Annotated in this window: 9 protein-coding genes and 3 tRNA genes; 11 read left to right on the top strand and 1 reads right to left on the bottom strand. The window is 61.2% G+C overall.

All coding sequences use genetic code 11. The features are described from left to right. The first annotated feature begins 91 nt into the window (after window positions 1-91). Both lptF and lptG read left to right on the top strand, forming a co-directional pair. On the top strand, window positions 92-1,198 hold the full coding sequence (gene lptF, locus DKK67_RS12440; RefSeq protein WP_111496637.1) for an LPS export ABC transporter permease LptF: 1,107 nt from the start codon (window positions 92-94) through the stop codon (window positions 1,196-1,198). After that, window positions 1,191-2,252, top strand: a complete 1,062-nt coding sequence (gene lptG / locus DKK67_RS12435; RefSeq protein WP_111496636.1) for an LPS export ABC transporter permease LptG — start codon at window positions 1,191-1,193, stop codon at window positions 2,250-2,252. The genes lptF and lptG overlap by 8 nt, the downstream gene beginning before the upstream one ends. 14 nt (window positions 2,253-2,266) lie before the next feature. Here the strand turns inward: lptG and DKK67_RS12430 are convergent, their stop codons facing one another. Continuing rightward, window positions 2,267-2,764, bottom strand: a complete 498-nt coding sequence (locus DKK67_RS12430; protein WP_111496635.1) for an RDD family protein — start codon at window positions 2,762-2,764, stop codon at window positions 2,267-2,269. A gap of 169 nt (window positions 2,765-2,933) precedes the next feature. Between DKK67_RS12430 and DKK67_RS12425 the strand changes: the two genes are divergently transcribed. The 9 genes from DKK67_RS12425 to oadA all read left to right on the top strand — a co-directional run bounded on the left by DKK67_RS12425 (window position 2,934) and on the right by oadA (window position 12,380). Further along, on the top strand, window positions 2,934-4,133 hold the full coding sequence (locus tag DKK67_RS12425; protein ID WP_111496634.1) for a DUF5610 domain-containing protein: 1,200 nt from the start codon (window positions 2,934-2,936) through the stop codon (window positions 4,131-4,133). Window positions 4,134-4,339: 206 nt separating this feature from the next. Next, entirely contained in the window at window positions 4,340-6,970 is a 2,631-nt protein-coding gene (alaS, locus tag DKK67_RS12420; protein WP_111496633.1) for an alanine--tRNA ligase, read from the top strand. A 164-nt stretch (window positions 6,971-7,134) separates the two neighbouring features. Then, window positions 7,135-8,367, top strand: coding sequence for an aspartate kinase (locus tag DKK67_RS12415; RefSeq protein WP_111496632.1), 1,233 nt, complete (start codon window positions 7,135-7,137; stop codon window positions 8,365-8,367). A gap of 184 nt (window positions 8,368-8,551) precedes the next feature. Continuing rightward, entirely contained in the window at window positions 8,552-8,752 is a 201-nt protein-coding gene (gene csrA, locus DKK67_RS12410; protein WP_111496631.1) for a carbon storage regulator CsrA, read from the top strand. A 196-nt stretch (window positions 8,753-8,948) separates the two neighbouring features. Further along, window positions 8,949-9,039, top strand: a tRNA-Ser gene (locus DKK67_RS12405). 132 nt (window positions 9,040-9,171) lie between these two features. Continuing rightward, window positions 9,172-9,248 (top strand) — tRNA-Arg (locus DKK67_RS12400). A 207-nt stretch (window positions 9,249-9,455) separates the two neighbouring features. Beyond that, a tRNA-Arg gene (locus DKK67_RS12395) sits at window positions 9,456-9,532 on the top strand. Window positions 9,533-10,294: 762 nt separating this feature from the next. Further along, the gene (locus DKK67_RS12390) at window positions 10,295-10,546 is read left to right on the top strand and encodes an OadG family protein (RefSeq protein ID WP_111496630.1); all 252 of its coding nucleotides are present in this window, start codon (window positions 10,295-10,297) and stop codon (window positions 10,544-10,546) included. Between the two features lie 40 nt (window positions 10,547-10,586). Beyond that, a complete protein-coding gene (gene oadA, locus DKK67_RS12385; RefSeq protein WP_111496629.1) occupies window positions 10,587-12,380 on the top strand; it encodes a sodium-extruding oxaloacetate decarboxylase subunit alpha in 1,794 nt (597 codons plus the stop codon). The last annotated feature ends 5 nt before the right edge of the window (window positions 12,381-12,385 follow it).

Here is a 12,385-nt window from a genome sequence, read left to right as displayed (position 1 = left end):
CTGGCCGGCAGCCTGTCATTCGCCTTCAAGGTTATCTAGAATAGCGCGGGTTCGTAGGGAACCTCCATCCGCTCAGTTTGGGAAGGACATTTTGGGCATCATCTTCCGCTACCTGACCCGCCAGGTCATCGTCAGTATGCTGGCGGTTTCCGGGGTCCTGCTGCTTGTGTTCATGAGTGGCCGCTTTATTAAGTACCTGGCCGACGCCGCCGCCGGCGAGCTGGCCGGCGACGTGCTGTTCGCCATCATGGGCTACCGTTTTCCCGGATTCCTGGAGCTGATCCTTCCGCTGGGGCTGTTCATCGGCATCCTGCTGGCGTACGGCCGTATGTATCTCGACAGTGAGATGAGCGTGCTGTTTGCCTGTGGCGTCAGTGATCGCCAGGTGCTGGCCCAGACCATGGTGGCCAGCGTGGTGGTGATGATCATCGTGGGCGCCATGAGTCTCTACGTTTCCCCCTGGGGCATGCAGAAGGTGCAGGACATCATCAACCAGCAGCGCCAGGCGACCGAATTCGAGCTCCTGTCACCGGGTCGCTTCCAGAGCCTGTCGTCCGGTGACCGGGTGACCTACGTCGAAGGGCTGACCAGCGACCGCAAGGAGCTGGTCGGCGTGTTCATTGCCGAGTTTGCCGAGGACGGTTCCGGGCTCACCATGACCACTGCGGAATCCGGTTCCCAGTACGTGGACGAGAACACCGGTAGCCGCTTCCTGGTGCTGGAGGACGGGCAGCGTTTCGAGGGTAACCCCGGGCAACTTGATTACAAGGTGACGTCCTTCGACGCCTACGGCCTCAAGATCACCGGGCCGGAGTCCTACCGCAAGAAGAGTGACGAGGAAGCCCTCTCCACGCTTGAGCTGATGAACTCGGACGATCCGGAGTTGCGTGCGCTGTTTCACTGGCGCCTGTCGCTGCCATTGATCGTGCCCATCGTGACCTTGCTGGCGGTTCGGCTCAGTCGGGTCAATCCCCGACAGGGGCGCTTCTTCCATCTGTTGCCGGCCATGATGATCTACATAGTGTACCTGGGGCTGCTGATCGTGGCGCGGGATGCCCTGGCCAAGCAGCAGGTGCCCGAGTGGCTGGGACTGACCTGGGTGCACGTGATCTTCCTGTGTATTGCCCTGTGGCTGCAGTTCGGTCCCGACTGGCTGCGTAAGCGGCGCCTGCAGAAAGAGGGGGCCGCCCATGCGTAAGCTGGATCGCTACATCATCAAAACCGTGGGTGGAGCCACCATCCTGGTCATGGTGGTTGTGCTGTCGCTGGACCTGATTTTCGGCTACATCGGCGAGCTGGACGACACCGAAAACAATTACCAGGCGCTGGAAGCGCTGCTGTACATCATCATGACCCTGCCTCGGCGAATCTATGACTATCTGCCGCTGGGGGCCTTTATGGGCTGCCTGATCGGGCTGGGCGCCCTGGCCAGTACGTCCGAACTGGTGGTGATCCGCGCCGCCGGGGTGTCGCTGCGCCGGATCGTCTGGTCGGCGATGAAACCGACGATCGTGGTGGTCATTCTCGGGCTGGCGCTGGGCGAGTTCGTGGCCCCGCATTTCGAGCGTATGGCCCAGAGCCAGAAAGCCGTGGCCACGGGCGCCGGCAGCAACGTGGCGTCGGCGGAGGGTTTATGGCACCGGGAGGGGGATACCTTTATCCATATCAATGCCGTTCAGCCCGATGGCGTGTTGCACGGCTTGTCGCTGTTCCGTTTCGACGACGACCGCTGGCTGATGTCGGCGACGTTCGCCAAGCAGGCGCACTACCAGGGCGATCACTGGAATCTCGAGGATACCGTGACCACGCACCTCACGCGTGACGGCACCACCCGCGATACGGCCCCGCAAATTCGCTGGGATTCGGAGCTGTCGCCCGATGTTCTGAGCGTGTTGATCGTCAAGCCGGAGGACCTGTCCATCAGCGGCCTGTATACCTACGGCACCTATCTTGATGAGCAGGGCCTGAGTTCCGGCAACTACTGGCTGGCGTTCTGGAAGAAGGTGCTGGGGCCATTGGCGACGGCCGTGATGGTGCTGGTGGCGATTTCCTTCGTGTTCGGGCCGTTGCGCTCGGTGACCATGGGCTTCCGGGTGTTTACCGGCATCATCGTGGGGCTGCTGTTCAAGTACGCCCAGGACCTGCTGGGACCCATGAGCCTGGTTTTCGGGTTCAGTCCGATCATTGCGATCGCCGCGCCCATTGTCGTCAGCGCCGTTGTGGGCGCCATCCTCATGCGACGGGCGGGATAGCGCTTTCCAGGCCGTCAGGCTTTGCGGTCTGACGGCCTGGGCACCGTCACCACCCGGCTTTCCGACGCGCGGTCGGTCCAGCTGCGGTTCTCGCTGTCCCACAGCATCCAAAGATATCCGAGCCCGCCGATCAGCCAGCTGAGCCAGCCCGTCAGGTAGCGCAGCAGCGCCTGATACCAGCGAATCGACGTGCCGTCGGCATTCTCGATCCGTACCCGCCATACCTGCATGCCGAGCGTCTGCCCCGTACGGGTCCAGAAGTAGCCGAAGAACACGAAAAGGGTGACGAACAGGACCGATGTGAGCAGCGGGTCCGACGACAGTCGGCCCGATTCCGCCAGGGCCTTGTATTCCTCGAAACCGATGACCCAGGCCGCCAGCATGGTGTAGGCCCAACTGGTGACGATCAGCACCGCGATGCAGATGAGACCGTCGTAGATCATGGCCAGCAGCCGTTTGACCAGGCTGGCGGGCGGCAGGAGTTCGTCGGTGGCATGGAAACGCTGGGGCATGTGTGGACTCCGAATCGGGCGCCATGGCGTTGAGGCTTATGCATGAAGGACCTGTGGCACGTCGTCAGTATACCCAAACATTCCTAAAGATTGAGGTGTCCGGGCCGCTAAGGAGGAACAGGTGCGGCGGGTGACCAGACCCGCTACGGGATGACTCGCGGGAGGCCTTATGATCGATTCCATCAGAAGCGGCGGTGCTGATTACCTGGGTCGTCAGCCGCGCCAGGACGGTGCCACCGGCGGTAAGCCGGGCAGCGAGCGGGCGGGCCGGAGTGCGCCTGGCGAATCGAGCGTGCGCACGCCCCAGGATGCCATCGATGTGTTGCGGGCACGTCTTGATCAGCGGCTCCAGGCGGCTATGTTGAGCGGCCGCGACACGGGAGCCTCGGGCCGGACCGCGTCGTCGTCATTCGAGCCGCCCAGCGCCGCTGATGTGGCCGGGCGGGTGCTCGGCTTTGTGCAGAGCCGGTTGCAGCAGGAGGCCGACGCGGGTGCCGACAGCGAGCGCCTGTCCAGTTTGATGGAGCAGGCCCGGGCGGGCGTCGAGCAGGGCTTTGCCGAGGCTCGCGAGCAGATCGAGGCGCTGGGCATGATGAGCGACGACCTGTCAGCGGGCATCGACGACAGTTTTTCCCGCATCCAGCAAGGGCTCGATCAGCTATCCAAGCGCTTCCTGAACGAGCCGGGTGCTGCCCCGGCGTCGCAGGTCTCAGCCAGTCGGGTGGAGGCCGCATCCCGCGATCAGCTGGCGTTCGAGGTGCGAACCCGGGATGGCGATGTGGTGACGGTGCGGATGGATGAGCAGCGTTACGCCGGTGTCAGTCAGGCGTCGGTGACGTCGGACGCAGGGCGTGCCAGCCAGTCTTCAAGTGTCAGTCTGTTCGCCGGGAGCTATCAGTTTGCCGTGGAAGGGGAGTTGGACGACGGCGAGCGAGCGGCTTTGACGGAGCTTTTCGAGGACGTTCAGTCCGTGGCCGGACGCTTCTTCGACGGCGATATCCAGTCCGCCTTCAGCGCGGCCCAGTCACTCGGGCTGGACGGAGAGGAACTGGCCGGCTTCAGCCTGAACCTGAGTTCGAGTCGCACGGTGAGCGCTTCTGCCTATGAGTCCGTTGCCGGCGAGACGTCGGCCGCCAGCCGGTTGCGCCCACTCGCCGGGCTGGCCGGTGAAGTGCAGGACCTGGCTCGCCAGGCCAGCGGGCAGGGTGTCGATGGCGCCTCATTGGCAAGTTTAATGGACCAGATTGTCTCGGACCTCGACGCCAGCGCTTCCCGGCCGCTTGAATCCGACACCGCCGACCTCATGAATGAGTTCTGGAAGGCCATAATTGGCGGGCTGGAATCAGGCGTCGACGATTCGGATTCCTGAACCCGGCGCGGGTCGCATCTTCCTGATGAGACAGCCCTAACGCCGCCTTCCGGGCGGCGTTTCTCGTTTTTTACACCCTGCGGCTGTGCTAGAGTAGCGGCCTTATGTATGGCGTTTCCGCCGGCCTGGAGGTCTGTCTGATTTCGGGTGGCCAGGCTGGCTCCATTTTCGAACTGAATTTCTGACGAGGCGATCAGGACACGGCTATGAAAACCGCAGTACTGCGAAAGACTTTTCTGGAATACTTCCAGCAGCGGGGGCATGAGATTGTTCCCAGCAGCTCACTGGTTCCCCATGACGACCCGACCCTGCTGTTCACCAACGCGGGCATGAACCAGTTCAAGGACGTATTCCTGGGCCGTGAAGACCGTGGCTATACCCGCGCTACCAGTTCCCAGCGCTGCGTTCGCGCCGGTGGTAAGCACAATGATCTGGAGAACGTTGGCTACACCGCCCGTCATCACACCTTCTTCGAAATGCTGGGCAACTTCAGCTTCGGCGATTATTTCAAGCAGGAAGCCATCGAATTCGCCTGGAATTTCCTGACCGGCGACGACTGGCTGGGGCTGCCCAAGGAAAAGCTGCTGGTCACCGTCTACGCCTCGGACGACGAAGCCTACCGCATCTGGAACGAAGGCATGGGGGTGCCGGCGGACCGGATCATCCGCATCGGCGATAACAAGGGTGCGGAATACGCTTCCGATAACTTCTGGCAGATGGGCGACACCGGTCCCTGCGGCCCCTGTACCGAGATCTTCTACGACCACGGCCCGGAGATTGCCGGCGGCCCTCCCGGTTCCCCGGAAGAGGACGGCGACCGCTTCATCGAGATCTGGAACGTGGTTTTCATGCAGTTCAACCGTACTGCCGACGGCGAAATGCAGCCGCTGCCCAAGCCGTCCGTGGACACCGGTATGGGGCTCGAGCGGATTACCGCCGTTCTGCAGGGCGTGCACAGCAACTACGAAATCGATCTGTTCCAGGACCTGCTCAAGGCGGCGTCCGACATCCTCGGTGGCATCGATACCGAGGAAGCCTCCCTGCGGGTGGTGGCGGACCACATCCGTTCCTGCGCGTTCCTGATTGCTGACGGCGTGATGCCGTCCAACGAAGGGCGTGGCTTCGTGCTGCGCCGGATCATTCGCCGCGCGGCCCGTCACGGCAACAAGCTGGGTGCTCGTGAGCCGTTCTTCTACAAGCTGACTGCGGCCCTGGTTGAGCTGATGGGCGAGGCTTATCCGGAGCTGGTGCGCACCCAGGCCCAGATCGAGAAGGTGTTGCTGCAGGAAGAAGAGCAGTTCGCCCGTACCCTGGACAAGGGGCTGCGACTGCTGGAGCAGGACATCGAGCGCCTGGAAAGCTCCGAGATTCCGGGGCGGACCATTTTCACCCTGTACGACACCTACGGCTTCCCGGTAGACCTGACCAACGACATCGCCCGCGAGCGTGGTCTGACCCTGGACTACGCCGGTTACGAGGCGGCCATGGAAGAACAGCGTGAGCGTGCCCGTGCCGCCTCCAAGTTCGGCATCGACTACAACGCCACCGCCAACCTCGAAGGCAGCACGGAGTTTACCGGCTACGAGCGCATCGATGGCCACGAGAAGATCCGTACCGTCCTGGTGGGAGGCGAGGAAGCCAATGCCCAGGCCGGCGACGAGGCCGTGGTGGTTCTTGAACGCACGCCGTTCTACGCCGAATCCGGCGGCCAGGTGGGCGACACCGGTCTGCTGACCTGGAGCGGTGGCCGTTTCCAGGTGAGCGATACCCGGAAAGAAGGCAACAACCACCTGCACATCGGGACGGTGATCGAGGGCGAGCTGTTCCCCGGACTGGAAGTGGACGCGCGCATTGACCACGGCCGCCGCCAGGCCATTGCCCTGAACCATTCGGCGACGCATCTGTTGCACGCCGCGCTGCGTAACGTCCTGGGCGATCACGTCACCCAGAAGGGCTCGCTGGTCGAGGCCGAGCGCCTGCGTTTTGACTTCTCGCATTTCGAGGCGGTCACTCCGGAGCAGCTCAAGATCATCGAAGCCCAGGTGAACGACCAGATCCTGGCGAACGAGGCGGTGGAGATCGAGGTCACCGATATGGAGCGGGCCGAAGCCAAGGGCGCCATGGCGCTGTTCGGCGAGAAGTACGGCGACGAGGTGCGGGTCCTGTCGATGGGGCGCGACAACTTCTCCGTCGAGCTCTGCGGTGGCACCCACGTCTCCCGCACCGGGGATATCGGCGCGTTCCGCATTGTCTCCGAGAGCGGTATTTCCTCCGGCGTACGCCGCATCGAGGCGGTGACCGGCAAGGGCGCGCTGGCCTGGATGGACGACATTGACGCCCGCCTGGGCAAGGTTGCCGGGCTGGTACGCGGTACGCGTGACAGCGTTGTCGAAAAAGTCGAATCCGCGCTGGAGCGCAATCGCCAGCTGGAGAAAGAGCTGGAGCAGCTCAAGGCCAAGCTGGCCAGCTCGGCCGGTTCCGACCTGGCCGGCTCGGCTGTCGACGTGAACGGTCTGAAGGTCGTGGCCTCCGAGCTGGAAGGCGCTGATCGCAAGGCGTTGATGGATACGGCCGACCAGCTCAAGAACAAGCTGGGGTCTGCGGTTGTGGTGCTGGCTGCGAAAGAGGGCGACAAAGTGACGCTGGTGGCCGGCGTGACCAAGGATGCGACCGACCGGGTTCGTGCCGGCGACATCATGAAGAAACTCGCCGCAGCCGTGGATGGCAAGGGCGGTGGCCGGCCCGATATGGCCCAGGGTGGTGGTTCCAGCCCGGACAAGCTGCCTGGAGCGTTGTCCCAGGTGAGCGGTTGGGTCGAGGAGGCTACCAGCCGCTGAGTCGCCGACAACACGGTCGCGGGCGCTGTGGAGCCTTGGAAACAGTATCCTGCGGCCTGAAGTCCCTTTATAATCGCCGCGCTGTGTCTGGTGTCCCTGAACGCTGGTAGCAGCGCGGCATTTGGTTGGAAAACCCGGTCTGACAGCTTGAAATAAGGAAGACGATGGCACTTCTGGTCCAGAAATTTGGCGGTACATCCGTGGGCACCATCGAGCGGATCAATGCAGTGGCCGAACGCGTCGCCCGGTTCCGAAGAGAAGGGCACGACATTGTAGTGGTGGTGTCGGCGATGAGTGGCGAGACCAACCGTCTGATCGGCCTTGCCCAGGAAATGATGGAAGAGCCGACGCCCCGGGAACTGGATGTCCTGGTCTCTACCGGCGAGCAGGTCACCATTGCGTTGCTGTCGATGGCCCTGCAGAAGTATGGGCAGGATGCGCGCTCCTACACCGGTTCCCAGGTTCGCATCGTGACCGATAACGCGCACACCAAGGCGCGTATCCAGAGCATCGACGAGGCGCGCATGCGCTCCGACCTGGATCACGGTCGCGTGGTGGTGGTCGCCGGGTTCCAGGGTGTGGACGGTGACGGCAATATCACCACTCTGGGGCGGGGCGGCTCCGACACCACGGCGGTGGCCCTGGCCGCTGCCCTGAAGGCGGACGAGTGCCAGATCTATACTGATGTAGACGGGGTCTATACCACCGACCCCCGAGTCGTGGACAGCGCTCGCCGCCTGGAGCGGATCACGTTCGAGGAAATGATCGAGATGGCCAGTCTCGGTTCCAAGGTCCTGCAGATCCGGGCGGTCGAGTTTGCGGGCAAGTACAACGTCCCATTGCGTGTCCTGTCGAGCTTCGGGGAAGGCGAGGGGACTCTGATTACGCTTGATGAAGAGGGTGACATGGAACAACCGGTTGTTTCCGGCATTGCGTTTAACCGGGATGAGGCGAAACTGACGATTTCCGGCGTACCTGATACACCGGGCAGTGCGCTGCGTATACTCAAACCAATCAGCGATGCCAATGTCGAAGTGGACATGATTGTCCAGAACGTCAGTGCTGACAATCGCACGGACTTCACCTTCACGGTCCACCGCAACGATTACAAACGGGCCCGGGCGATCCTGGAAAACATCGCCAATGAGCTTTCGGCCCGCGAGGTCAGCGGTGACAGCAAGATCGCCAAAGTCAGCATCGTCGGTGTCGGAATGCGTTCGCACGCCGGCGTTGCGACGCGGATGTTCGAGTCGCTCTCCAACGAGGGCATCAACATCCAGATGATATCCACGTCCGAGATCAAGATCTCCGTGGTCATCGATGAGAAGTACCTCGAGTTGGCTGTTCGGGCGCTGCACAGTGCCTTCGAGCTTCAGCGACAGGATCAGGAAGCCTGACCGGGCAAAGCAAAGCGCCGGTCTGGTCTGGAGTGACAAGGGAACGATTCGGGGCTTAGGCCCTCTCAGGGATTGCCCTTACGGACAATTGCGAGTGTCGAAAACCGCGTCGTCCCGCTATAAAGATAGTTAAGTAATAGTTGAAAGTCGGAACAGGTAGCTCTGGAGAGAAGGAGTAAAGGACATGTTGATTTTGACCCGCCGCGTTGGCGAGACCCTGATGGTTGGCGATGAAGTGACCGTCACGGTTCTGGGGGTAAAAGGCAACCAGGTTCGGATCGGCGTTAACGCACCGAAAGAGGTGGCCGTACACCGTGAAGAAATCTATCAGCGCATCCAGAAGGAAAAGACGGACCCGGATGAAACCGAATCAGGCAACATCTGAATGGCAATAACCCGCCGCAACACCAGGGCGGGTTTTTTGTGCGTATTCTGCTGTCATTGATCACTCACTAAACAGGTTGGCGCGATAGTTGGGTAGTCAGTAATCAATCTCGAAAATGATTGAAATCGATCCCGAAAAAATTCCCGTCAACCCTATGAAAACAGAAAAATTGTGGTACTATACGCCGCGTTCTCAAGGAGAGGTGGGTGAGTGGCTGAAACCAGCTCCCTGCTAAGGAGCCATACGCATTGCGCGTATCGAGGGTTCGAATCCCTCCCTCTCCGCCATTTCCATTTCTGGAAATAAAAGAGAGCAAGCATCCTTGAAGGATGCGTTGATAAGTGTTTCAATGCGCGCCCGCTGTTCAGAGCGGATTCGCTCTTAGGAAGAGCACTTATTGCTTGAATGAGTTTTGATGCGCGGCTGTAGCTCAGCTGGATAGAGTACCTGGCTACGAACCAGGCGGTCGGAGGTTCGAATCCTCCCAGCCGCGCCACTTATTCAGAATCGATATTTCGTAACCGCCGAGCAAGCGGTGTCGAAAGATCGAAAGGGGTCTGAGCCGAAAGAGGTTCGACTAAAGCGCGCAAAGCGTGCCGAGGAACGTCGGAGCGGTAGCGACGACGACCCTGAAGGGGCGAAGTTGAAGACCCGAGTCATCCTCCCCTGGCAGCGAATGCCAAACTGGATACGAGAGTTTTAAGCGGCTGTAGCTCAGCTGGATAGAGTACCTGGCTACGAACCAGGCGGTCGGAGGTTCGAATCCTCCCAGCCGCGCCATATCAAACAGAAAACCCCGCCGAGTGCGGGGTTTTTTGTTTGTGTAGCGCAGAGTTCTGACGGGATTCGAACCGATAAGAGGTTCGACCGGAGCGTGCTCTGCACGCGTAGGAACGTCGGAGCCTGCGACGACGGCCCGGAGGGCAGGGCCGAAGGCCCAAAGTCATCCTCCCAGCCGCGCCATATCAAACAAAGAACCCCGCCGAGTGCGGGGTTTTTTGTTTGTGTAGCGCAGAGTTCCGACGGGATTCGAACCGATAAGAGGTTCGACCGGAGCGTGCCGCGCACGCGTAGGAACGTCGGAGTTTGCGACGACGGCCCGGAGGGCGGGCTGTAGGCCCAAAGTCATCCTCCCGGCCGCGCCATATCAAACGAAGAGCCCCGCCCAGCGTTGCATGGCTCGATCCGCTTCTCCCCAGGCGCAGCCCGTTCCGAGGTGTGCGTCCGCTTGTCCCGGCTGCTTGAATCCGGCCACCTCATCCCGCTTTCGGCGGCCAGGATGCCCGACATTCGGCTGCTCGATGGCCCCTCATCGGGTATTTTTCGTTTTTATACAGAGAATCAGTAAGCTGAATGCGCTCGGGCAGGCCGCCAGCCGCGCGGGTTTGCGGCGCTGGCTACGGGTTTGTGCGGATTGCCTTGGTTGCTGGGGTGCGGGGAAAGCGGTAAATTACGCAGGATTTTGCCTTCCGAATTGTAAGCAGCGACATCTATCGTGTCGGCTGCTGTCGGAAAAAAATCCGCACAATAAGGTAGCACTCCATGAATGACTTGATGACCAAGGCCGTCGAGCTGATGGTTGCCGGCATGGGATTTGTTTTTGTCTTTCTGATAATCCTGGTATTCGCGACCACCTTGATGTCCAAGGTTGTGGCCCGGCTGGCGCCACCCGAACCGGCTACGCCTGCACGATCCCCACGTGCCAAACCTTCTCAGCCAACATCAGTGGACCCTGATACGGCCGAAGCCATTAAACAGGCTGTTGCGAAATTCCGGTCCCGCCACAAGCGGTGACCCATAAACGATTAGAAACTTCAGAAAGAAGGCTGACACGATGACAGATACAAAAAAACCACTGGGGATTACCGATGTCATCCTGCGTGATGCGCATCAATCCCTGCTGGCCACCCGGATGCGACTGGACGACATGCTGCCCATCGCCGAGAAGCTGGATCAGGTGGGCTTCTGGTCCCTGGAATCCTGGGGTGGCGCCACCTTCGATTCATGCATTCGCTACCTGGGTGAGGATCCCTGGGAGCGCATCCGCGAACTCAAGAAAGCCATGCCGAACACGCCGCAGCAGATGCTCCTGCGTGGCCAGAACCTGCTGGGCTACCGCCACTACGCCGACGACGTGGTCAAGCGCTTCAGCGAACGTGCCGCCGAAAATGGCGTCGACGTGTTCCGCATCTTTGACGCGATGAACGACCCGCGCAACCTGGAAACCGCCATCAAGGCCGTGCGTGAGATGGGCAAGCATGCCCAGGGTACTATTTCCTACACCGTGAGCCCGGTCCATACCATCGACATGTGGGTCGATCTGGCCAAGGAAATCGAGTCCATGGGCGCCGATTCCATCGCCATCAAGGACATGGCGGGGCTGCTCAAGCCATACACGGCCTACGAGCTGGTCACCAAGCTGAAGAAGGCGCTGTCCGTGCCCGTACACATGCAGTGTCATGCCACGACCGGTATGTCCACCGCGACGGCACTCAAGGCGGCGGAAGCCGGTATCGACAACGTCGACACCGCGATTTCCTCGATGAGCATGACCTACGGTCACTCGCCCACCGAATCCGTGGTGGCCATCCTGGAAGGCACCGAGCGTGACACCGGCCTCGATATCCATCTGCTCGAAGAGATCGCCGGCTATTTCCGTGAGGTGCGCAAGAAGTACGCGAAATTCGAAGGCAGCCTGCGCGGCGTTGATTCCCGCATTCTGACCGCCCAGGTGCCGGGTGGCATGCTGACCAACATGGAAAACCAGCTGCGCGAGCAGAACGCCTCGGACAAGTTCGATGACGTTCTCGCCGAGATTCCCAAGGTGCGCGAAGACCTGGGCTTCATCCCGCTGGTGACGCCCACTTCCCAGATTGTTGGCACCCAGGCGGTGCTCAACGTGCTGACGGGCGAGCGTTACAAGTCGATCTCCAAGGAGACCGCGGCGGTCCTGAAAGGCGAATACGGTTCCGCGCCGGCGCCTTACAACAAGGAGCTGCAGGAGCGCGTTCTGGAAGGCAAGGACCCGGTCACCTGCCGTCCGGCGGATCTGCTTGAGCCCGAAATGGACAAGTTGGCCGACGAACTGAAGAAACTGGCTGAAGAAAAGGGTATCAAGCTCGCGGCGGACACCGTCGACGACGTGCTGACCTACGCCCTGTTCCCGCAGATCGGCCTGAAATTCCTGGAAAACCGGGGCAACGCCGATGCGTTCGAGCCGGCTCCGACGGCTGAAGACGCCGCAGCCGCTGCGGCCCCGGCGAAAGCATCCGGTCCGGAAACCTACACCGTCAACGTCAACGGCAAGGACTACGTGGTTGCGGTTGAGGCCGGCGGTGAGATCAGCCAGATCCAGTCCCAGGGTGGCGGCGCAGCACCGGCCGCAGGCGCTCCGGCGGCGGCACCCACAGGCGGTGGCGAGCCGGTTCCGGCGCCGCTGGGCGGCAACATCTTCAAGGTACTGGTGTCCCCGGGTCAGGCCGTGGAAGAAGGTGACGTGATGATCATTCTGGAAGCCATGAAAATGGAAACAGAAGTGCGCGCACCCAAGGCCGGTACCATCGGCGAAGTCTTCATCAAGGTTGGTGATGCCGTCGCCGTCGGCGATGAAATGCTGACAATCGCATAAGGGCC

Source organism: Marinobacter bohaiensis, from assembly GCF_003258515.1.
GTDB lineage: Bacteria > Pseudomonadota > Gammaproteobacteria > Pseudomonadales > Oleiphilaceae > Marinobacter_A > Marinobacter_A bohaiensis.
This window is presented reverse-complemented; position numbering and strand designations above follow the sequence as displayed.

What these genes read in the sequence shown, in the direction of transcription:
- oadA (WP_111496629.1), top strand. Translation starts at nt 10,587, where the DNA reads ATGACAGATACAAAAAAACCACTGGGGATTACCGATGTCATCCTGCGT.
- DKK67_RS12415 (WP_111496632.1), top strand. Translation starts at nt 7,135, where the DNA reads ATGGCACTTCTGGTCCAGAAATTTGGCGGTACATCCGTGGGCACCATC.
- DKK67_RS12430 (WP_111496635.1), bottom strand. Translation starts at nt 2,764, where the DNA reads ATGCCCCAGCGTTTCCATGCCACCGACGAACTCCTGCCGCCCGCCAGC.
- alaS (WP_111496633.1), top strand. Translation starts at nt 4,340, where the DNA reads ATGAAAACCGCAGTACTGCGAAAGACTTTTCTGGAATACTTCCAGCAG.
- DKK67_RS12390 (WP_111496630.1), top strand. Translation starts at nt 10,295, where the DNA reads ATGAATGACTTGATGACCAAGGCCGTCGAGCTGATGGTTGCCGGCATG.
- DKK67_RS12425 (WP_111496634.1), top strand. Translation starts at nt 2,934, where the DNA reads ATGATCGATTCCATCAGAAGCGGCGGTGCTGATTACCTGGGTCGTCAG.
- lptG (WP_111496636.1), top strand. Translation starts at nt 1,191, where the DNA reads ATGCGTAAGCTGGATCGCTACATCATCAAAACCGTGGGTGGAGCCACC.
- csrA (WP_111496631.1), top strand. Translation starts at nt 8,552, where the DNA reads ATGTTGATTTTGACCCGCCGCGTTGGCGAGACCCTGATGGTTGGCGAT.